This window comes from Rhodovibrio salinarum DSM 9154 (genome assembly GCF_000515255.1).
In the GTDB taxonomy this organism is placed as follows: Bacteria; Pseudomonadota; Alphaproteobacteria; order Kiloniellales; family Rhodovibrionaceae; genus Rhodovibrio; species Rhodovibrio salinarum.
In genome coordinates this window covers 3,045,453-3,066,274 of record NZ_KI911559.1, presented here as the reverse complement: position 1 = coordinate 3,066,274, position 20,822 = coordinate 3,045,453, and the positions used below count along the sequence as shown (strand labels likewise).

The window sequence follows — 20,822 nt, the reverse complement described above, 5'->3', positions numbered from 1 at the left end:
TTGACTCCAGCGGTCTGATACGACATAACGACATAAGGATATCGTTATGTAGTTAGCGCGTGGCCCCAGGGCGGGCCGCCGGAACCCGTACCGAGAGAGGGGCAGCCGAGCCGATGGACGATCTGCTGCAAGGTTTGCGCGCCGTGGCCGAGCCGACGCGCCTGCGCATCCTGGGGCTGTGCGCACATGCCGAGCTGACGGTGAGCGACCTGACCCAGATCCTGGGGCAGTCGCAGCCGCGGGTGTCGCGCCACCTGAAGCTGATGGTGGAGGCGCGGCTGCTGGAGCGGTTCCGGGAAGGGCAGTGGGCCTTCTACCGGATCGCCCAGGACGGCCCCGCTTCCAAGCTGTCGAACCTGCTGGTCGACCTGCTGCCCGACGGCGACGAGGCGCATGCCCGCGATCTGGAGCGCCTGGAGGCGGTCAAGCGTCAGCGGGCGGAGGTCGCGGACGCTTATTTCCGTAAGAACGCGCGGCAGTGGGACGAACTGCGGAAACTTTACGTCGACGATACCGAGGTCGAGGCCGCGCTGCGGCGTCTGGTGCCGCAGGACGAGGTCGGTCGATTGCTCGATATCGGAACCGGAACGGGGCGGATGCTCGAGGTCTTCGCGGACCGCTACAAGCGCGCGGTTGGCATCGATCGCTCGCGCGAGATGCTGGCGGTGGCGCGGGCGAACCTGGAACGTTCGGGCCTGCGCGACTGCCAGATCCGGCAGGGCGACATGTACGCCCTGCCCACGCCCGGGGAGTCGTTCGACACTATTACGGTGCACATGGTGCTGCACTATGCCGACGATCCTGTCGGCGCGCTTGCCGAAGCGGCGCGTGCGTTGCGCCCCGGCGGCCGGCTGATCGTGGTCGACTTCGCCCCGCACCATGAGGAGTACCTGCGCGAACAGCACGCGCACCGCCGCCTCGGCTTCGCCGATGACGAATTGGAACGTTGGTTCCGCGCGGTGGGGTTGGTGCCTGGCGAGCCGGTCCGGCTGCCCGGACGCTCGCTGACCGTGTGCCTGTGGAGCGGGCGCCGGCCGGCCAACGACGCCGCCAACGACACGACTTCAGACACCAGCCGTATCACGGCTCGAGCAGGGAGCGCCTGAGATCATGAGCAAGCTTCAAGACGGCGACATCAAGGTCAGTTTCGAGTTTTTCCCGCCGGCTGACGACAAGGGCGAGGCCCGACTGTGGGATACGGTCGAAAAGCTGGCGCCGCTAGAGCCGGATTTCTTGTCGGTGACCTATGGGGCCGGCGGATCGACCCAGGACCGGACCGAGCGGATCGTCGCCGACATCCTGCAGAAGACCACCCAGACTCCGACCGCGCACCTGACCTGCGTCGGTCAGAGCAAGGAGGAGATTCTGGAGAAGGCGGACCGCTGGTGGGAGATGGGCGTGCGCAACGTGCTTGCGTTGCGCGGCGACCCGCCGAAGGGCGAGACCGAGTGGCAGCCCCACCCGGGCGGCTTCCAGCACGCCGCCGAACTGGTCGCGGCGTTGAAGGAGGTCGCGCCGTTCAGCATCGCGGTCGGCGCCTATCCGGAGGTGCACCCGAACAGCCCCTCCGAGCAGGCCGATACCGAGAACCTGAAGCGCAAGGTTGATGCCGGCGCGGACAGGATCGTCACGCAGTATTTCTTCGAGACGTCCGATTTCCTGCGTTTCCGCGACCGCTGCGCCAAGGCCGGGATCGACGTGCCGTTGATCCCCGGCATCATGCCGATCTTCAACTTCGGCAAGGTGAAGCGCTTCTCGCACGGCTGCGGTGCGAAGATTCCGCAGTGGCTGGAGGACACCTTCGCCGGGCTGGACGACGATCCCGAGACCCGGCAGCTGGTCGCCGCTTCCGTTGCGGCCGACCAGTGCAACCGCCTCGTCAGCGAGGACGTCCACCACTTCCATTTCTACACGCTCAACCGACCCGAGCTGACCTATGCCGTCTGCCGTCGGCTGGGCGTCAAGCCGCGCCTTAAGGAGGCCGCATAAACCATGAGCGACTTCCTCGAAGCCATCCGCAACCGTGTGCTGCTGTGCGACGGCGGCATGGGGACCGCGGTGCAGTCGCTCGACCTCGAACTGGAACGCGACTTCCGCGGGGCCGAGAACTGTACGGAAATTCTCAACCTGAGCCGTCCGGACGCGGTGCAGACGATTCACCGCGGCTTCCTGGAATCGGGCTCGGACCTCATTCAGACCAACTCATTCGGCGGCTCCTCGATCACCCTGGCGGAGTTCGATCTCCAGGACCAAGCGCTGGAGATCAACCGCAAGGCCGCTGAGCTGGCCTGGGCGACCGTTGAGGAATTCAATGGCGATGGGCGTGAGCGCTTCGTCCTCGGCTCGATCGGGCCTGGTACCAAGCTGCCCACCCTGAATCACATCGACTACGATAGCCTTGAGAAGGGCTTCGGCGATCAGGCCGAGGGGCTGATCGGCGGTGGTGTTTCGGCGATCCTGATCGAGACCTGCCAGGACCCGTTGCAGGTCAAGGCTGCCGTCAACGGCGCCCGCAATGCGATGCGCAAGCTCAAGCGCGACGTGCCGATCATGGTGCAGGTCACGGTCGAGACCACCGGCACCATGCTGGTCGGCACCGACATCGCCGCGGCTGGTACGATCCTGGACTCGCTCGATGTCGACACGATGGGCATGAACTGCGCCACCGGGCCGCAGGAGATGGCCGAGCACCTGCAGTGGATCTGCGAGAACTGGCCGAAGGAGATTTCGGTCCAGCCGAACGCCGGCCTGCCGGAACTGAAGGACGGCCAGACCGTCTATCCCCTGACCGCGGGCGAGCTGTCGGACTGGCTGCGCCGTTTCGTCGCCGAGGACGGGGTCAACGTGATCGGCGGCTGCTGCGGCACCACCGGCGAGCACCTGCGCGCGCTCGACAAGATGCTGCGCGAGGTCGCTCAGGAGCAGGGCGACAAGGATGCCATCCGGCCCAAGCCGGCCGACCGCCAGGTCGAGTGGGAGCCGGCGATGGCCAGCCTGTACACGCAGGTACCGCTGCGTCAGGAGAACACCGTCCTGACGATCGGCGAGCGCTGCAACGCCAATGGCTCCAAGCGCTTCCGCGAGGCGCAGGACAACTACGACTGGGACACCTGCATCGACATCGGCAAGGAGCAGCAGCGCGAGGGCAGTCACGCGCTCGACGTCTGCACCGCCTTCGTCGGCCGTGACGAGGTCTCGGACATGTCGGAGGTGATCAGTCGGCTGCGCGGCCAGGTCACGCCGCCGATCGTGTTCGATTCCACCGAGCTCAAGGTCCTCGATGCGGGGATGAAGCTCTATGGCGGCAAGGGCGCGATCAACTCGATCAACTTCGAGGATGGCGAGGAGCCGCCCTCCGAGCGGTTGAAGCTGGCCAAGAAGTACGGCGCCAGCGTGATCGCGCTGACGATCGACGAAGACGGCATGGCCAAGGAGGTCGACAAGAAGATCGAGATCGCCAAGCGCCTGCGCGATTTCGCGGCCGATCACGGCCTGCCGGAAAGCGATCTGATCTTCGACCCCCTGACCTTCACGATCTGCACCGGTAACGACGAGGACCGCGACCACGGCATCAACACGCTGGACGCGATCGAGCGGATCCGGGCGGAGATTCCCAATGCGCAGGTGATCCTGGGCCTGTCGAATATCTCCTTCGGCCTGAACCCGGTCGCCCGTCACGTGCTGAACTCGGTGTTCCTGCACGAGGCCGAGCAGCGCGGTCTGACCGGTGCGATCCTGCACATCTCCAAGATCAAGCCGTTGCATTCGATCCCGGAGGAGGAAGCCAACGCGGCGCTCGACCTGATCTATAACCGCCGCACCGAGAACCACGATCCCCTGCACGCTTTCATCGAGCTGTTCAAGGGCCGCGAAGGCGAGGCGCAGGAGAGCAAGGCGCGCTCCGAGAATGTTGACGAGCGGCTGGCCCAGCGGATCGTCGACGGCGACCGCAACGGCCTGGAAGAGGACCTCGACGAGGCGCTGCAGAGCTACGAGCCGCTGGACATCATCAACAACCACCTGCTTAACGGCATGAAGGAGGTCGGTGAGCTGTTCGGCGCGGGCAAGATGCAGCTGCCGTTCGTCCTGCAGGCCGCGGAGACGATGAAGCAGGCGGTCTCCCATCTCGAGCCGCACATGGAAAAGCAGGAAGGCTCGGAGAAGGGCACGATCGTGCTCGCCACGGTGAAGGGCGACGTCCACGACATCGGTAAGAACCTGGTGGACATCATCCTGACCAATAACGGCTACAAGGTCGTGAACCTCGGCATTAAGCAGCCGCTCAACGACATCATGAAGGCGGTCGAGGAGCACGATGCCGACGCCGTCGGGATGTCCGGCCTGCTGGTCAAATCGACCGTGATCATGCGCGAGAACCTGGAGGAGATGTCCCGCCAGGGCTTCAATGTTCCGGTGATCCTGGGCGGCGCTGCCCTGACCCGGCAGTACGTCGAGGAAGACTGCGCCCAGGCCTACGAGAGCGGTGCGGTCGCTTATGCCCGCGATGCCTTCGACGGCCTGACCCTGATGGACAAGGTCAAGAAGGGCACGATCGGCCAGCAAGCCGAGGCGGAGCAGGCAACCGGGACCGACGGGGCCTCCGCGGGCTCGAGCTCTGGCCAGGGCCAGCAGGGCAAGTCCGGTGGCGAGAAAGGCAACAAGGGCAAGAAGCGCCGCGAGCGCGAAGCCCAGGCGGCCAACGATGCCTACGCCACGATGGACCCGGAGGAACTGCGTCAGCGCCGGATCGAGTTGGCCGGCGAGGAAGCGCCGCCGGAGCCGCCGTTCTGGGGGCCGACCGTGCTCGCCCGCGTGCCCGCACGGACCGTATTGCCCTACCTGAACGAACGGATGCTCTACCAGTTCCAGTGGGGCTACCGGAAGCAGGGCCGTAAGCTCAACGAATACATGAAATGGGCCAAGACCGAGCTGCGGCCGATCATGAAGCGGATGATGGACATCTGCGAACAGCAGGACATCCTGCTGCCGCAAGCGGTCTACGGCTACTGGAAGGCCGCGGGCGAGGGCAACGACCTGGTTCTGTTCGAGCCCGACGGCGAGACCGAGGCGCACCGCTTCAAGTTGCCCCGGCAGCCCAGCAAGGACCGCAAGTGCATCGCCGACTATGTCCGCGACATCTCCGAGGGTCCGGAGAACCGTGACGTGATTGGTCTGCAGGTGGTCACGATGGGCCAGAAGGTCTCCGAGGTCGCCCGGCAGTGGTTCGACGAGGACCGCTACCAGGACTACCTCTACCTGCACGGCCTGGGCGTCGAGATGGCCGAGGCGATGGCGGAGTACGTGCACAAGCGCATCCGCGCGGAGTGCGGCTTCGCCAGCGAGGACGCCAAGGACATCGATAAGCTGATGCACCAGCACTATCGGGGGAGCCGCTACTCCTTCGGCTACCCGGCGTGCCCGGACCTGAAGAGCCAGGAGCCGCTCCTGGAACTTCTAGGCGCGGACAAGATCGGCGTGGAGATGTCCGACGAGGACCAGCTGCACCCGGAGCAGAGCACGAGCGCGCTCGTGCTGCTGAACAAGCACGCCAAGTACTTCTCGATCTGACGTAAAAGCCGGGCGCTTCGTGGCCTTCGGGCTACGGGGCGCCCGGGCGACGTCGGCAACGGGAAGACGGGCGGGTTTGGCGACAGACGACGGCGAACGTCCCGGACGCTGTTTCGCCATTGCGGGCGGCAGGCCGCCGCTTTCCAGCTCTTGGCCGGGTTTTGTGCGGCGCCCGGCTTTGAGGCGGCCTTGTCGCTCCCCCGGCGTCCGGGCGTAGCCCGAGGGGTTCGCGCCAGAACCCGTCGGGTCGGGTGCGAGCGGGTTCGCACCCCAGCCTCCAGCCTCACGCGCCCCGCGCGTCCGCACAATAAGGACGGCGGGGCACTTTTTTACTTAATACGGGGTGGCGCGGCCGGGACGGGCGCGTTCACTTCTCTAGTTCGGAGGCCTTGGCCAACAGTTCGCGGCCTGCTTCCGTCAGGTGGAACTGGTTGTCCCCGGGCGCGACGGTGGCCCAGCCCGCCTCGCAGCATTCACGGGCATGTTGGGGATCGATCTCGCAGTGTGTTCCCCGCTTCAGGTGCGCGATTGCACGCAAAGTGGCCAGATGTCGTTGTTCGGGCGCGCTTGGCCGCATAGGACCCTCCTGGCTGTTCCCACCAGACCCCGGCACTATAGAATATAACCTGGGTTAAAGAAGTCCCAAGTGCGCCCAGATCGCTTTTTTGTTGTATCGCGCCCGAGCGCGTTGCCCGCTTTAGGTCCGCTCGCGTGTCGCCGAGAAGGTGATGTCCGGCCAGTCCTCCTGGATACGGCCGAGGTCCCAGAAGTTGCGGGCCATGTAGACCGGGGCTTCGTCGCGGTCCAGGGCGGTCGCGGAGCGGTTGCGGTCCAGGAAGCGCTTCAGCTTGTCGGCGTCGTCGCAACTGACCCAGCGGGCGGTGTCGAACGGCGCCGGCTCGAAGTGGGCCTTGACGTTGTATTCGCTCTGGATGCGCTGCTCCAGCACGTCGAGCTGCAGTTGCCCCACCACGCCGACGATGTAGGAACTGTCGATCACCGGGCGGAACACCTGGGTCACGCCTTCCTCGGCCAAGTCCTCCAAGGCGCGGTTCAGGTGCTTGGCGCGCATTGGGTCGTCCAGGCGCACGCGGCGCAGGATCTCGGGCGCGAAGTTGGGGATGCCGGTGAACTTGGTGTCGCCGCTTTCGACCAGCGTGTCGCCCACGCGCAGCGTGCCGTGGTTGGGCACGCCGATCACGTCGCCGGGCCAGGCTTCCTCGGCAAGGTCGCGGTCCTGGGCGAAGAACATGATCGGGTTGTGCACCGCCATGGTCTTGCCGGTGCGTGCCTGTTTCAGCTTCATGCCCCGCTTGAAGTGGCCGGAAACCAAGCGGACGTAGGCGATCCGGTCGCGGTGGTTGGGGTCCATGTTGGCCTGGACCTTGAAGACGAAGCCGCTGACCTTCTCGCTCGCCGGTTCGACCGGCTTGGGCTCCGCCGGCTGGGTGCGCGGGGAGGGGGCGATCTTGCCCAGGTTGGCCAGCAGTTCCTCGACGCCGAACTCCTTTAACGCGGAGCCGAAGAAGACCGGCGTCAGGTGCCCCTCGCGATAGGCCTGCAGGTCGAACGGCGGGCAGGCCTCCTGCGCCAGCTCCGCTTCCTCGGCAAGCTGCGCGGCTTGCTCGTCGGCCACGTACTGGCCGAGGTCGGACGGTTCCGCCTGGATCGGCTCGGGATGTTCGCCCTGTTTGGCATAGGGCAGGAAGCGCCGGCCGGCGAGGTCATAGACGCCGGAAAGGATGCCGCCCATGCCCACCGGCCAGCTCATCGGCGCGGTGTCGAGAGCGAGCGTCTCCTGGATTTCGTCCAGGATCTCGAAGGGGTCGCGGCCCTCCCGGTCGATCTTGTTGACGAAAGTGACGATCGGCACGTCGCGCAGCCGGCAGACCTCGAACAGCTTGCGGGTCTGGCTCTCGATGCCGCGCGCGGCGTCGATCACCATGATCGCGCTGTCGACGGCCGTCAGCGTGCGGTAGGTGTCTTCCGAAAAGTCCTCGTGGCCTGGCGTGTCGAGCAGGTTGTAGGTCACGCCGTCGTACTCGAAGGTCATCACCGAGGTGGTGACCGAGATGCCGCGCTGCTGCTCGATCTGCATCCAGTCGGAGCGGGTGCGTCGGCGCTCGCCGCGGGCCTTCACCTGGCCGGCCATGTGGATCGCGCCGCCCAGGAGCAGCAGCTTTTCGGTCAGGGTGGTCTTGCCGGCGTCCGGGTGGGAAATGATGGCGAATGTCCGCCGGTTCGCCGCGGCGCGGCCGACCGGCGTATCCGGCGCGCTGCTGGCATCCACGGGGACGTTCGGCGCTGCGTCGGCCAAGGGGCTCTCCTGTCGTCGTCTCGTCTTTCGGGCTGGCCCTGATATGGGACGGGGAGCGGGTAGGGCGCAAGCTTGGGGCGCGGTGGGGTGGCTGAGTGAAGCGACGATGGGCCTTACGTCCCCTCTCCTCCCGTGGGCGGAGAGGGGATAAGTTGGGCGACCGATTCGCCCTCTACCGCGCGGTCAAGCCGCCGTCGGCGGGGAAGACGGCGCCGGTGACGAAGCTGGCGGCGGGGGAGCAGAGGTAGAGGGCGAGGCCGGCCATTTCGCCGGGCTGGGCGAGGCGCTGCATCGGGTGCATGCCCTCGATCATCGCCTGGCCTTCGGGGGTGGCGCAGGTGGTCGCGCGGATCAGCGGAGTGTCGACGCCGCCGGGCGCGATCGCGTTCACGCGTATACCCTGAGTGGCGTAATCGATCGCGGCCGTGCGGGTCAGTCCCAGAATCGCATGCTTGCTTGCGGTATAGGTCGGACAGGTCGGGAAGCCGACGAGTCCGGCGGAAGAGGAGATGTTGACGATCGCCCCGCCGTCGCCGCCGGCGTCGATCGTGCGCAGCATCGCTGGGATCTCGTGCTGCAGGCACCAGACCACGCTGTCCAGGTTGTTTGCCATCGCGGCCCTGTAGGCGTCGCGGTCGAGCTCGTGCAGTGGGCCGGTTGGACCCAGGATGCCGGCGGCGTTGACGGCCGCGTCCAGTCGGCCGAACGCGCTTTCGACCGCTTCGACGGCGCCCTGCGCCTGGTCCGGGTCGCTCAGTTCCGCGTCCACGAAGGTTGCGGTGGCGCCGGCGTCGGCCAGCGCGTCGGCCGCCTTGTTGCCGTTATCGCTGTCGCGGTCGACCACAGCGACCTTGGCGCCCGCGGCGGCCAGCGCCTGCGCGCAGGCCCAGCCGATGCCGCTGGCTCCGCCGGTCACCAGCGCAGCCTTTCCCGTCATGTCGAACATTCGTTCTGTCCCCTGAGAACTTGGTTGTTGGAGTGGCTCTATAAGAGGCCGGCCAGAACCATACGATCTTGTCGTGTTGGCCGGCAGATGGGCTAGACTTGCGCAGTTAGCACACGCGCGAGTGGACCTGCGAGCCTATGGACGAACCGGAGATCGATACGGCGTACTTCCGCAAGTTGCTGGAACAGCGCAAGGCGGAGCTGGAAAAGGTGTCTGAGAGCGGCACCGAAGCCCGGAAGACGGTCGAACTCGACCAGACGACCCAAGGGCGTCTGAGCCGAATTGACGCAATCCAGGGGCAGGAGATGTCCAAGGCCGCCGAGCGTCGGCGACAGCTGGAGCTGACTCGAATCCAGGCTGCCTTCAAGCGTCTGGAGGAAGGCGAGTACGGCGCCTGCGTCACGTGCGGCGAGGAGATCGGCCGCAAGCGCCTTGAGGTCGATCCGGCGACGCCGACCTGCATCGACTGCGCCGAAAGCGCCGCACGATGACGGGCGGGTCGGGTGACACGCGGCGCGAGCACGACCTCGTTCAGGAGGTTCCGGGACCGGAGACGCGCTTCGCCGACCTGCCGACCCGGCACGCGCGCGACGATTCCCGTGGCTATACCCAGGCGCTGATCGAAAGCCAGCACGATCTGCGCCGCTTGCAACTGGCCCAGCTCGCCCATCGCTCGCGTGGGGTGGTGGTGATGGAAGGCTGGGACGCGTCCGGCAAGGGCGGGATCATCCGCCGGATGGCTGCTGTGCTGGAGCCGCGCGCGGCGCGCTTCCACCCGATCGGTCCCCCGACAGCTGAATGGCAGAACAAGCACTGGCTGGCGCGCTTCTGGCCGCTGTTGCCCGATCCCGGCGCGATGGCGGTGTTCGACCGGTCCTGGTACGGGCGCGTTCTGGTTGAACGGGTCGAGGGCCTGACGCCGGAAGTCGACTGGCGACGCGGCTTCGAGGAAATTCGACAGTTCGAGGAGATGCTGTTGAATGACGGCGTAAGGCTGGTGAAGATCTTCCTGAACGTCTCGCCGCGCGTGCAACTGCACCGCTTCCAGAAGCGGCTGGACGATCCGGTGAAGCGCTGGAAGCTGGGCGTGGCAGACCTGCGCAACTGGGAACTGCGCGCGCCTTACGAGGCGGCCATCGAGGAAATGCTTCAGCGCACCTCGACGACACGTGCGCCCTGGCACGTCATTCCGGCCGACGACAAGAAATACGCCCGGGTGCGGGCGATGCAGCTGATCTTTGAGGGCCTGTCCGACGGCTTGGAGATGACGCCACCACGCCTGGACCCGGAAGTTGCCGGAATGGCCGAAAGCCGCCTGGGCCTGCACGTGCCCGAGGAGGTGCAGACGGACGCGAAACCCGCATGACCTTGCCCAGCGGCTATTGGCACGAGCTGACCACCGAAGACTTCGGCGAGGTCGACCCGGAGCGCACTGTCGCGCTGCTGCCGGTCAGTGCGATCGAACAGCACGGCCCGCACTTGCCGCTCTACACCGACGCCTGCATCGCCGAGGGGATCGTGGCGGAGACGCTCCGCCAGCTGGACGACGACGCCTCTCTCTTGGTGCTGCCCGCCCTGCCGGTCGGAGACAGTGGCGAGCATTCGGCCTATCCGGGAACGCTTGCGCTGTCGTCTGAGACGCTGATCCCTGTGTGGCGCGAGCTGGGGGCAAGTGTCGCGGCGGCCGGCGTGCGCAAGCTGATTTTCCTGAATACCCACGGCGGTCAACCGCAGATCGCCGACATCGTCGCGCTCGACCTGCGCCGTGCGCACGGCATGCTGGCGGTCAAGGCGAATTATTTCGCTTTCGGCGTCCCGCATGACCTGTTCGACGACGAGGAGCTTGACCACGGCATTCACGGCGGCGCGGTCGAAACGTCGATGATGCTGTACCTGCGCCCCGATCTGGTGCGCACCGAAGCGCTGGACAACTTCGAGCCGCTGTCGCTGCAGATGGCCGCCGATTATCGCCATCTGGGTCCCGAAGGCCCGATCGCCTTCGGCTGGACCGCGCAGGACATGAACCCGGCCGGCGTGGTCGGCGACGCCACCCAGGCGCAGGCGGAGAAGGGCAAGCGGATGGTCCGGCACGTAGGCCGCTGCCTGTCGGAACTGGTGGAGGAGGTCGCGCGCTTCCCGCTCGCCAACCTGCGCGATGGACCGCTGGACGGTGCCGGCGGGAGCTGGTCGTGACCAGCAGTCGTTCGCAGGAACGTGCCTGGCCCGCGTTGCTGGATGCCGCCGCCAACGCCCGCGCCGGGCGGCCGCACCAGGTGATCGCCCCCGGCCGCACGAGCGCCGCGCAGGAGCTGGTGTCCCTGCACCAGCCGCTGATCGACCGAATGGCTGACGGGCCGCTGACGATCGGCCAGCTGGGGCAGAGCTTGGACGGGCGGATCGCGACCACCGGTGGTGATAGCTACTACGTCACCGGCGAGGCGAATCGCACCCATCTGCACCGCTTGCGCGCGCTGGTCGACGCGGTGGTCGTCGGCGCGGGGACGGTGCTGCACGACGATCCGCAGCTGACCGTACGGGCCTGCGCCGGGGACAACCCGATGCGTATCGTGATCGATAGCCGCGGCCAGCTGACCGCCGACCACCGTCTGTTTCAGGACCGGCAGGCGCCGACCTTGGTCTATCGCGGCGCCAACGTCGACGTCCCTATGGGCGCGGCCGAGGTCGCGGCGCTCGATGCCGGCCCGGATGGCTACGATCCGGCCGCGCTCCTGGCCGATCTGCATGCGCGTGGCCTGCATCACGTTCTGATCGAGGGCGGTGGCGTCACCGTCTCCCGCTTCCTGGCGGCGGAGCTTCTCGACCGGCTGCACATCTGTGTTGCGCCGTTGATCATCGGCTCGGGCCGCGCTGCGGTCAGTTTGCCGGAAATCGCCCGTCTGTCGGAGGCCCGGCGGCCGCCCATGCGGACCTTCGCGATGTCCCCCGATACCCTGTTCGACTGCGATCTGCGGGGCTAGGCCGCAGGCTGTAGTTCTGACGGTGCCGGTTTCTTGCGGTTGCGAAGCCCCGTTGCGCAGCGCACATGTACCCCTGGACGCTAGAGGCAACCGCGATCAAAGGAGGACTCTCCGATCATGGTGGCAACCACGCGTATTCCAGGCACCGATTTGCAGCCGACGCGCATCGGTCTTGGCACTTGGGCGATCGGCGGCTGGATGTGGGGCGGTACCGACGAGGGACAGTCGGTGCGTACCGTGCAAAGTGCTGTCGACCGGGGCATCAGCCTGGTCGATACCGCACCGGTCTATGGCATGGGCACCAGCGAGCGTTTCGTCGGCGAGGCGCTGCGGGAGCGCCGTCGGCGCGAACAGGTGGTGCTGGCGACCAAGTGCGGGCTGAACTGGTCGGGCACGCAGCCCTACCGCGATGCCCGGCCCGAGCGCATCCGCCAAGAGATCGACGACAGCTTGCAGCGCCTGCAGACCGATGTGATCGACATCGAGCAGGTGCATTGGCCCGATCCGAACGTGCCGGTGGAAGAGACCGCCGGCGCGCTCAAGGATGCGCTGCAGGCCGGCAAAATCCGCGCGATCGGCGTCTCCAACTTCTCGCCCGAGCAGTTGGATCGCTTCCGCAAGGAGGCACCGCTCAGCGTCGTGCAGCCGCCCTACAACCTGTTCGAGCGCGGCATCGAGAATGACGTTTTGCCGTACGTGCGCGAGCAGGGGCTGACGACCCTGACCTACGGCGCTTTGTGCCGTGGGCTGCTGAGCGGCAAGATGACGGCGGATCAGACGTTCGAGGGCGACGATCTGCGCAATGCGGACCCGAAGTTCCAGGCCGCGCGGTTCCCGCAGTATGTCGAGGCGGTCAACAAGCTGGACGCCTTCGCCCAGGAGCGGTTCGGCAAGCGGGCGATCCACCTGGCGCTCGCCTGGGTGCTGGCGCAGCCGGGTGTGGGCGTCGCGCTGTGGGGCGCACGCCGGCCGGATCAGCTGGATGCCCTGGCCGATGTTGACGACATCACACTCACTCAGGACGACCTGAGCGAAATCGATCGCATCGTGGCCGACACCGTGACCGATCCGGTTGGTCCGGAGTTCATGGCACCCCCGGCCCGCGATGAGAAAGCTGCCTAAGAGAGACGGAAACAGTCCGTGCCCCTCTGCCCTGGCGGGTAGAGGGGCAATGTCTGCTGGTGCCGCGGAGCACCGCCGCGACAGGCCACCGAGCATTAACCCGGTGGCAGTGCCAGCACGTCCAGATGGCCAACGGTGACCTGGCCCTGACCGCTCTCCAGCAGGTCGATCCGCCGTTCCAGCCAGGCGCGGATCGCCTCGGCGCGGTGGGGCGCCGTCTCGCTTGCCGCGGCGGCCCAGCCGGCGTGCAAGTGCTGCTGCAGGGCCTGATCGCTTGGGCCCAGGCGCCAGGGGGTTTGCGCGGTCTCGAGCTCGAAGCCGGCGGCTTCCAGTTCCGCCGCCGCGACAGCACCGCCGTCGGGCCCCAGCGCGGTGCCGAAGGTCTTCTCGCCGCGTTGGTGTTGATTGACCAAGCGCATCACCTCCTCGTCGCCCGCGACCTGTGGCTGCCAGGCGATATGGCCGTCGTAGCTGAGCGCGATCAGCGCCGCCGCGCCGATCTCCCACAGCCGCTGGGCGAATGCCTGTAGCCAATCCCGAGACACCAGATCGAGCAGGGCAGAGGCGGTGACCAGATCGGCCCGTGCGACCGGCAAGGGGTCGGCCTGAAGGTTCGCTTGCCGGGGGGCGATGTCGAGGGTGAAGGGCGCTTCCGCCCGGCCCGTGATCTCAAGGCCCTCGTTCTGATCGACGACGGTATAGCCGCGCGCCTGCGCCCAGCTACGGGTGCGGGCGGGCACGTCGCTCAGCAAGGCGGTATCGGCATCCAGCAGGGTCCAATGCTGCTGGACGCCGCGCGAGTCTGTCAGGCGCGGGGCCAGATGGCGCAGATTGCTGCCGGTACCCGCTCCCAGATCCGTGATTTCCAGGCGCTCGCGCCCGCGCAGATGTTGAGTCAGTAGCCGTTCCAACGGGCGGGCGCGGGATTCGGAATCGACCGGCTCGCGCAGGTCCAGCCAATTGGCCTCGAACGCGTCCCCCACCATCAGGGGCCGACCTGTTCCAGATCGCTCGCCAATTGACGTGCGCTGTCGGCCCAGCTTGGCAGGCGCTCGCGGGCCTCCCGGGCGCCCTCGGCCAACTGGGCGAACAGCTCCGGTGCGCCCAGCACCCGGTCCAGCGCGGCCGCCAGCCCTTCGATATCGCCCGGTGGGGCAAGCAAGCCTGCGCCTTCCGGCAGGGTGTCGGGCACCGCGCCGCCGGCGGTGGCGACCACCGGCAGGCCGCGCGCGACCGCTTCGGTCAGGACCATGCCGTAGCCCTCGTAGTGCGACGCGAGCACGAACAGATCGCAGGTATGATAGGCCGCATCCAGCGCGCGGCCCGACAGCTCGCCGCGAAAGATGACGCGCGAAGTCAGGCCGAGCTCCGCTACCAGCCGACGCATCTGCTGGGCGTGGCGGGTGTCCATCGTCTCGCTGCCGACGAGGTCGAGTGTCCAGGGCCGTGCGGTCAGGAGCGACAGCGCGTTCAGCAACACGTCATGGCCCTTGCGCGGCGTCACGGAGGCGACGCACAGCAGCGCCGGCGCGGCACGCCCGCTGCCCTCCGCCAGTTCGTGCGATTCCACCCCCGGCGGGATCACGCTCATGCGCTCCTGCGTGACGTCGTAGTCGACCAACCCTTGCGCCGTGAACGCGCTGGTCGCGATCACGTGGTGGACGTGACTGAGCGCCGTGTGCTCGCTTTCGAACAGACGCCTGGACTCGCCGGCGTCGAGGCCGGTCTCTTCCGCCAGCGGGTGGTGCACCAGCGCGATCAGCCGCAAACGTTCGCTTTCCCGCTCCGCAAGGCGCGGCAGCACGCCGAGCGCCAGCCCGTCGATGATCACCCGCGCGCCGTCGGGCAAACGCGCCAATAGGTGCTCGGCAGCGTCGACGGCCTGAAAGCCGGGATAGGGCCAACCGTCGGGCAGGCTGTGCAATTCGACCGTCAGCCCCAGCTTGCGCAGCTCTTCCACCATTCGGCGGTCGTAGATGAAGCCGCCGGTATGGGTGTCCGGGTTGCCTGGGACGACGAAGTGGAGATCGGCCATCGGCGCTGCTTCCTCCGGCCTAGCCCAACGTGGCCGGGAGAGGACCCTCGTAACTGGCCCAGGCGATGTCGGATTCCCCCAGCGTGACCTTCAGCGCGACCAGGCCGCCTTGCTCGGGGCCGAGCGCACCGTGCTCGATCCTTGAGGCAAGACGGTCGTAGATCGTTTTGGCCAGGAACTCGGTCGTCGTGTTCTGGCCTTCGAACTCGCTGGCCTCGTCGAGGTTGCGCATGTGCAGGCCGCCGACGACCTCGTTCAGCAGGTCGCTTGCCGCGGCGATGTCGACGGCGAGCCCGTCACGGTCCAGGGTCGGGCAGCGGAACTCGCAATCCACGACGTAGGTGGCGCCATGCAGGTTGCGCGCAGGGCCAAAGGTCTCGCCCCGGAAGGAGTGGGCGATCATGAAGCGGTCGCGCACGGTGACTGAAAACATGCTTTTCCGTTCGTCCCGTCTATCAGGCGTGAGCGGCGGGGACTGGCGTCACGCGGGGTAGGCGATCCGGTGGCACAGCGTGCCCGCCGGTGGGTCCCCTGCCAAGGTTTGCATGGTTCGCGGCAGCTCGTCGAACCGGCTTTCCCCGCTGACCAGATGGCCGAACATGGGATCGCGGAGCAGTTCAAGTGCTTTCGTCAGACGCTGCTTGTGTGTCCAGCGCGCCCGGCGGGCGGACGATACCGCGCCTACCTGGGACGACTGTAGCGTCAATCGCTGGGAATGGAATGCGCCGCCAAGTGGGGCTGGCACGTCGCCGGCCCCGTACCAGGACAGCTCCAGCAGCGTTGCCTCGAACCCGGCGAGAGCGATCGCGGTGCCGAGCCCCGCGCCCGTGCCCGTGGCGTGGACCACCAGGTCGCAACCGCCCGTGGCGTTGTCCGGGGTGGCGAACGGCACGTCCAGCACGCGCGCCGTCGTCTCCTTTTTCGGATCGACGTCGATCAATTGTACCTGCGTGCCTGGGATGCGCGCGGCGAGCGCCGCGACCAGGCAGCCGACGACGCCGGCGCCGACGACCGCGATCCGGTCGCCCACGCGCGGGGCGCCGTCCCATAGCGCGTTCAGCGCCGTCTCCGCGTTCGCGCCCAGCACTGCGCGTTTGGTGCTCAGGTCGTCGGGCAATGGGATCACGGCATCGGCCGGGACGACGTAGCGGTCCTGATGCGGATAGAGGCAGAACACCACCTGGCCTTGCAGGGCCGCCGGGCCCTGCTCGACCAGTCCGACACTGGCGTAGCCGTACTTGACCGGAAATGGGAAATCGCCGGCCTGGAAGGGGCAGCGCATGCGCGTGCGTTCGCTCTCCGGGACGTGGCCGGCAAATACCAGCGCCTCGCTGCCACGACTGATGCCGCTGTAGAGGGCGCGAACCAGCACCTCGTCGTCGCCCGGCGGCGGCAGCGTCTCGCCGCGCAATTCGCCCTGCATTTTGGCGGTGGTCCAGAAGGCCTGCGCCTGGGTCATGGGAGTGGTCGCGCTCCGGTCGGTACGGCGGAAAAAGCCCGCGCGAAGGTAAGCTCGGTCACGACCTTGTCAATCGACGCAGCCCGCCCGAGCTCTGTAGCGTCGCAGTGTGCGGGTGCGGCCTCTGGCCACGGACCGCTGCGCCACAACCAAAGAACGCTCACGCCAGGGAAGCCTCACGTCAAAAGGGATCGAAACAGATGACCTTCCGCCGTTTCGCCGCCGTGCTTGCGATTGCCGCAGTCGCCGGTCTGGTTGCGCTGCAGCCCGCCAAGGCAGAGCCGCGCCAGTACCAGGTGGACCCTGAGCACTTCGCCATCGTCTTCATGGTCCATCACCTGGGCCTCGCTGACACGGTCGGTATGTTCCGTGAAGCCAGTGGTTCCTTCACCTACGACGCGGAAGCCCAGACCCTCTCCGACGTCGAGATCACGGTGCAGACCGACAGCGTGTTCACCAATCATGAGGCGCGCGACAACCACCTACGCGGCACCGACTTTCTGAACGTCCAGGAGTATCCGACGATGACCTTCACGGCCGATGAGGCGGAGGTCACCGGCGAGAACAGCGGCAAGATCCATGGCGAGCTCACGCTGCTGGGTGAGACGCACCCGCTCACCCTCGATGTCACGTACGAAGGCGGCCGGACCTATCCCTTCGGGGATGGACACTACGCCATCGGCATCTCCGCCCGTGGCACGGTGCAGCGCAGCGAATACGGCATGACCTACGCCGTCGACAACGGCCTGGTCGGCGACGAAATCGAGCTGATCATCGAGTTCGAGGGCATCCGCCAGCCGAAGGAGGAGTAGGGCGCGCGTCCCGGGAGGTCGCGCGGCAATCCAGCAGTCGGTGCGGCGCGTATAGGGGGCATGACCGACCCCCGTCCGATCTCGCCCAGGTCCCCCGCCGGCGGCATGCTAAAGCGCCCGAGGCCATAGGGCATGGGCGGCACGCTGCGCGTCGTCCTGGGCGACCAGCTCTCGCGCGGACTGGCGAGCTTGCAGGACCTTGATCCCGACGCCGACACGGTGCTGCTGGCCGAGGTGATGGCGGAGGCGACCTACGTTCGCCATCACCCGAAGAAGATCGCGCTGATCTTCTCGGCCATGCGCCACTTCGCCCAGCAGTTGGAAGGCGAGGGGATCGCGGTCGCCTACACCAAGCTCGATGATCCCGACAACGCGGGCGATCTGACCGGCGAGGTCGTCCGTGCGGTGACGCGTGTCGCGCCCGAGCGCGTGATCGCGGTTTCGGCGCAGGAACACCGTCTGGCGCAGGAGATGCAGGGCTGGTCGGAGGTTTGCGGCGTACCGGTCGAGTTGCGCGCCGACGACCGCTTCTTCTGTTCCACCGATGGGTTCGAACAGTGGGCGCGCGGACGCAAGTCGCTGCGCATGGAGTTCTTTTATCGGGAGATGCGCCGGGCGACCGGTTTTCTGATCGAGGCCGATGGCCAGCCGACCGGCGGGCGATGGAACTACGATCAGGACAACCGCAAGGCTGCGCCGGACGCGCTTGGCACGCCGGATCGACGGCGTTTCCAGCCGGATGCGATCACGCGCGAGGTGGTCGATCTGGTGCGCGCGCGCTTCGGCCACCATTTCGGGGCGGTCGATGGCTTCGACTACGCGGTCACGGCCGAGCAGGCGGAGCAGGCGTTCGAGGCGTTCGTGCGCGACAAGCTGCCCAGCTTCGGTGACTATCAGGATGCCATGAAGGTCGGCCAGCCGCTGCTGTTCCATGCCCAAATCGGCGCGTACCTGAACTGCGGCTTGCTCGACCCCTATGCGGTTTGCGCGCGGGCGGAAAAGGCGTACCGCGACGGCCACGCGCCGCTCAACGCGGTCGAGGGATTCATCCGCCAGATCCTGGGCTGGCGCGAGTTCGTTCGCGGCATCTACTGGCTGAAGATGCCGGGCTACGCGCAGGAGAACCGGCTGAACGCCACACGGCCGTTGCCGCGCTTTTTCTGGACCGGCAAGACCGATATGCGCTGTATCCACGAGGTGGTCGAGCAGACCCGTACGGAGGCCTACGCCCACCATATCCAGCGGCTGATGGTCACGGGCGTGTTCGCGCTTGTGGCCGGACTCGATCCGCGTGCGGTGAACTACTGGTATCTGGTGGTGTACGCCGATGCCTATGAATGGGTGGAGTTGCCGAACGTCACCGGCATGGCGCTATATGCCGACGGTGGGGTCTTGGGCAGCAAGCCCTACGCCGCGAGCGGTAAGTATATCGACCGGATGTCGGACTACTGCCGGCATTGCCGCTACGACGTGAAGCAACAGACGGGCCCTGATGCTTGTCCGTTCAATGCGCTCTACTGGGACTTCATCGACCGCAACCGCGACAAGCTGGAGGGCAACCCGCGCATGAGCATGCCCTACGCGACGCTGAAGAAGATGCAGCCCGAGAAGCTGCAGGCCCTGCGTCAGCAGGCGGAGACGTTCCTGAATTCAATCGATTACGCCGAGGAGGGCGAATGGTAGCCCCGCACCCATCCCAGGGGATCGCCTGGATCACCGGCGCGTCCAGCGGCATCGGCCGCGGGCTCGCCATGCAGCTGGCCAGCGAAGGCTGGCAGGTCTGCGCCTCCGCCAGACGCCAGGGCGAGCTGGACAAGATGGCCGAGGAGGCCCGCGACATGGCGGGCGCGGTCGTGCCCGTTCCGCTCGACGTGACCGACGCAAAGGCTGTGCGCGAGGCGGTCGAAGACATCGAGCGCGAGTACGGTGCGATCGCGCTCACGGTGCTGACCGCCGGTACGCACCAGCCGATCAGCGCGCGGGCGTTCGACGCCGGTGCGGTGCAGAAACTCCTGAACCTGAATGTGATGGGTCAGGCCTATCCGCTGGAAGCGCTGTTGCCCCGCCTGATCGACCGTGGGGCCGGGCGGATCGCCGTGGTTGCCTCGGTCGCCGGCTACCGGGGGCTGCCGACGGCGGCCGGCTACGGCGCCAGCAAGGCGGGCGTGATCAACATGTGCGAGTCGCTGCGCCCCGAGTTAGCCGGGACCGGAGTGACCTTGCAGCTGGTGAATCCGGGCTTCGTGCGCACGCCGCTCACCGACCAGAACGACTTCAACATGCCCATGCTGATGGAGTTGGAGGATGCCGTCGCCTCGTTCCGCCGGCAGTTGGACAGCGACAAGTTCGAGATCGTGTTTCCCTGGCGGTTCGCCATGATCATGAAGCTGCTGCGGATTCTGCCCTACGCTGTCTTGTTCAAGCTGACCGCCCGCATGGTGCCCAAGCACCAGGGCGCCGAGTAAGGAGGCCGTCCGATGATCGACCGCGCGAACGAAGGGTACACGACCGCCAGCGGAGAGGACCTTCGGCTGGCGTTGGCACGCTATGTCGACCTGTGCGGCAACCTGGAGCGCGCGAGGGTCAAGGAACTACGCGAGTTGTGTAGTCCCGACGTGCACTTCCGCGATCCCTTCAACGACGTGCGCGGGGTCGAGCTGTTCGAGAAGTGCATGGACAAGATGTTCGAGGACGTCGGCGAGCCGCGCTTCGACGTCCACGATCATGTGTTCAGCCAGCAGCGTAACGAGGTCGCCTACCTGCGCTGGACCTTTCACTGCCGTTTGCCGGTGCGCGGGCCCTTGCAGGTCGAAGGCATGACGGAAGTCCACTTCGACCACAAGGCGCTGGTGAGCGCCCACCTGGACCACTGGGACAGTGGCCGTCAGCTGTACGAAAAGTTGCCCGGCATCGGCTTCCTGCTGCGCCGCGTGCGCCGCAAGCTGGCGATTCCGGAAGCACGGTAAAGCACGGCCCCGGGGACCGTCAGCGCTCCTTCCCGTTGCGTGACCCTAGGGGCGCCGGAAGGTCGTCTTGAGAGATGGCTGGCTGACAGGAACAGCCCGTTTATTCTGCCGCCTGCTGTCCGCCGCTCTGGGCGGCGGTGCGTTGGAAGCTGATGATCAGGGTGCCGATCTGGACCCCCCATTTGGTGACGATCGCGCGGTCGATCACCATGTCGTCGCTCTGTCGGAACATCCAGTCGTCGAAATCGAGAGCGACCGATTTGCCGTTGATCGGAACCTTCATCCGGTAGCGCAGGTTGACTGCGTTGCCGGCGGCTTCGATTTCCGCCGCGCCCACCAGATCGTCGGTGTCGGCTTGGTAATATCCGTTGTCCAGCTTGCGGATATGCCAGGTGCGGGCTTCCTGGCTGCCGTCGTCGTAGACGAAGGACTCGGTCAGTGCGAGCTTGTTCTCCACGGGGTCCCAAGTGCCATGCGTGTCGGCGACGAACTGCTTGCGAACCTTGCCGAAGCGGTCCTGGAACAGGCCCCAGGCCTTGCCCTTGCCGGCGAAAAAGTCCTCCAGCGCAAACGCCGGTTCGTTGCTCGCGAAATCTTCCGGTTTCATAGCTTTCCCTCG

Annotated in this window: 20 protein-coding genes; 12 read left to right on the top strand and 8 right to left on the bottom strand. The window is 66.8% G+C overall.

Annotation, left to right across the window (positions count from 1 at the left end; genetic code table 11):
- Window positions 1-113: 113 nt before the first annotated feature.
- The 3 genes from RHOSA_RS0114200 to metH are packed head-to-tail and all read left to right on the top strand — an operon-like array spanning window position 114 to window position 5,568.
- Window positions 114-1,106, top strand: a complete 993-nt coding sequence (locus tag RHOSA_RS0114200) for an ArsR/SmtB family transcription factor (protein WP_027289195.1) — start codon at window positions 114-116, stop codon at window positions 1,104-1,106.
- Window positions 1,107-1,110: 4 nt separating this feature from the next.
- Window positions 1,111-1,989: a methylenetetrahydrofolate reductase [NAD(P)H] gene (gene metF / locus RHOSA_RS0114195; RefSeq protein WP_027289194.1), complete on the top strand. Its 879-nt coding sequence runs from the start codon at window positions 1,111-1,113 to the stop codon at window positions 1,987-1,989.
- 3 nt (window positions 1,990-1,992) lie between these two features.
- Window positions 1,993-5,568 carry a methionine synthase gene (gene metH / locus RHOSA_RS0114190; protein ID WP_027289193.1) on the top strand — a complete coding sequence of 1,192 codons (3,576 nt, stop codon included), beginning with the start codon at window positions 1,993-1,995 and terminating at the stop codon, window positions 5,566-5,568.
- Window positions 5,569-5,935: 367 nt separating this feature from the next.
- Here the strand turns inward: metH and RHOSA_RS0114185 are convergent, their stop codons facing one another.
- The 3 genes from RHOSA_RS0114185 to RHOSA_RS0114175 form a co-directional block, all read right to left on the bottom strand.
- Window positions 5,936-6,145, bottom strand: coding sequence for a hypothetical protein (locus tag RHOSA_RS0114185; protein WP_027289192.1), 210 nt, complete (start codon window positions 6,143-6,145; stop codon window positions 5,936-5,938).
- A gap of 120 nt (window positions 6,146-6,265) precedes the next feature.
- Window positions 6,266-7,858 (bottom strand): peptide chain release factor 3, encoded by a 1,593-nt coding sequence (locus RHOSA_RS0114180; protein ID WP_051432496.1) that lies wholly within the window; start codon window positions 7,856-7,858, stop codon window positions 6,266-6,268.
- Window positions 7,859-8,057: 199 nt separating this feature from the next.
- Window positions 8,058-8,831, bottom strand: a complete 774-nt coding sequence (locus tag RHOSA_RS0114175) for an SDR family NAD(P)-dependent oxidoreductase (protein WP_027289190.1) — start codon at window positions 8,829-8,831, stop codon at window positions 8,058-8,060.
- A 137-nt stretch (window positions 8,832-8,968) separates the two neighbouring features.
- Between RHOSA_RS0114175 and RHOSA_RS0114170 the strand changes: the two genes are divergently transcribed.
- The 5 genes from RHOSA_RS0114170 (at window position 8,969) to RHOSA_RS0114150 (ending at window position 12,931) form a co-directional block, all read left to right on the top strand.
- Window positions 8,969-9,322: a TraR/DksA family transcriptional regulator gene (locus tag RHOSA_RS0114170; RefSeq protein ID WP_027289189.1), complete on the top strand. Its 354-nt coding sequence runs from the start codon at window positions 8,969-8,971 to the stop codon at window positions 9,320-9,322.
- Window positions 9,319-10,197, top strand: coding sequence for a polyphosphate kinase 2 family protein (locus RHOSA_RS22645; RefSeq protein ID WP_051432160.1), 879 nt, complete (start codon window positions 9,319-9,321; stop codon window positions 10,195-10,197). Before RHOSA_RS0114170 ends, RHOSA_RS22645 begins: the two co-directional genes overlap by 4 nt.
- Window positions 10,194-11,024 carry a creatininase family protein gene (locus RHOSA_RS0114160; RefSeq protein ID WP_027289188.1) on the top strand — a complete coding sequence of 277 codons (831 nt, stop codon included), beginning with the start codon at window positions 10,194-10,196 and terminating at the stop codon, window positions 11,022-11,024. Before RHOSA_RS22645 ends, RHOSA_RS0114160 begins: the two co-directional genes overlap by 4 nt.
- A complete protein-coding gene (locus tag RHOSA_RS0114155) occupies window positions 11,021-11,809 on the top strand; it encodes a RibD family protein (RefSeq protein WP_037256395.1) in 789 nt (262 codons plus the stop codon). Before RHOSA_RS0114160 ends, RHOSA_RS0114155 begins: the two co-directional genes overlap by 4 nt.
- 117 nt (window positions 11,810-11,926) lie before the next feature.
- Entirely contained in the window at window positions 11,927-12,931 is a 1,005-nt protein-coding gene (locus RHOSA_RS0114150; RefSeq protein WP_037256393.1) for an aldo/keto reductase, read from the top strand.
- Window positions 12,932-13,026: 95 nt separating this feature from the next.
- On the opposite strand, the gene RHOSA_RS0114145 is transcribed toward RHOSA_RS0114150, so the two are convergent.
- Genes RHOSA_RS0114145 through RHOSA_RS0114130 form a run of 4 tightly spaced genes read right to left on the bottom strand, consistent with a single transcriptional unit; the run spans window position 13,027 to window position 16,425 of the window.
- The gene (locus RHOSA_RS0114145; protein ID WP_051432159.1) at window positions 13,027-13,917 is read right to left on the bottom strand and encodes a class I SAM-dependent methyltransferase; all 891 of its coding nucleotides are present in this window, start codon (window positions 13,915-13,917) and stop codon (window positions 13,027-13,029) included.
- Entirely contained in the window at window positions 13,917-14,966 is a 1,050-nt protein-coding gene (locus tag RHOSA_RS0114140; RefSeq protein ID WP_027289184.1) for a glycosyltransferase family 4 protein, read from the bottom strand. The genes RHOSA_RS0114145 and RHOSA_RS0114140 overlap by 1 nt, the downstream gene beginning before the upstream one ends.
- A gap of 19 nt (window positions 14,967-14,985) precedes the next feature.
- Entirely contained in the window at window positions 14,986-15,399 is a 414-nt protein-coding gene (locus tag RHOSA_RS0114135; protein WP_027289183.1) for a 6-pyruvoyl trahydropterin synthase family protein, read from the bottom strand.
- A gap of 48 nt (window positions 15,400-15,447) precedes the next feature.
- On the bottom strand, window positions 15,448-16,425 hold the full coding sequence (locus RHOSA_RS0114130; RefSeq protein WP_027289182.1) for a zinc-dependent alcohol dehydrogenase: 978 nt from the start codon (window positions 16,423-16,425) through the stop codon (window positions 15,448-15,450).
- A 200-nt stretch (window positions 16,426-16,625) separates the two neighbouring features.
- Between RHOSA_RS0114130 and RHOSA_RS0114125 the strand changes: the two genes are divergently transcribed.
- The 4 genes from RHOSA_RS0114125 to RHOSA_RS0114110 all read left to right on the top strand — a co-directional run bounded on the left by RHOSA_RS0114125 (window position 16,626) and on the right by RHOSA_RS0114110 (window position 20,203).
- Window positions 16,626-17,237 carry a YceI family protein gene (locus tag RHOSA_RS0114125; protein WP_027289181.1) on the top strand — a complete coding sequence of 204 codons (612 nt, stop codon included), beginning with the start codon at window positions 16,626-16,628 and terminating at the stop codon, window positions 17,235-17,237.
- Between the two features lie 132 nt (window positions 17,238-17,369).
- Window positions 17,370-18,920, top strand: a complete 1,551-nt coding sequence (locus RHOSA_RS0114120; protein ID WP_027289180.1) for a cryptochrome/photolyase family protein — start codon at window positions 17,370-17,372, stop codon at window positions 18,918-18,920.
- Window positions 18,914-19,702: an SDR family NAD(P)-dependent oxidoreductase gene (locus tag RHOSA_RS0114115; protein ID WP_027289179.1), complete on the top strand. Its 789-nt coding sequence runs from the start codon at window positions 18,914-18,916 to the stop codon at window positions 19,700-19,702. Before RHOSA_RS0114120 ends, RHOSA_RS0114115 begins: the two co-directional genes overlap by 7 nt.
- Window positions 19,703-19,714: 12 nt before the next feature.
- Window positions 19,715-20,203, top strand: coding sequence for a nuclear transport factor 2 family protein (locus RHOSA_RS0114110; RefSeq protein ID WP_051432158.1), 489 nt, complete (start codon window positions 19,715-19,717; stop codon window positions 20,201-20,203).
- 100 nt (window positions 20,204-20,303) lie between these two features.
- On the opposite strand, the gene RHOSA_RS0114105 is transcribed toward RHOSA_RS0114110, so the two are convergent.
- Window positions 20,304-20,810: a DUF3833 family protein gene (locus RHOSA_RS0114105; RefSeq protein ID WP_037256390.1), complete on the bottom strand. Its 507-nt coding sequence runs from the start codon at window positions 20,808-20,810 to the stop codon at window positions 20,304-20,306.
- Window positions 20,811-20,822: the final 12 nt, after the last annotated feature.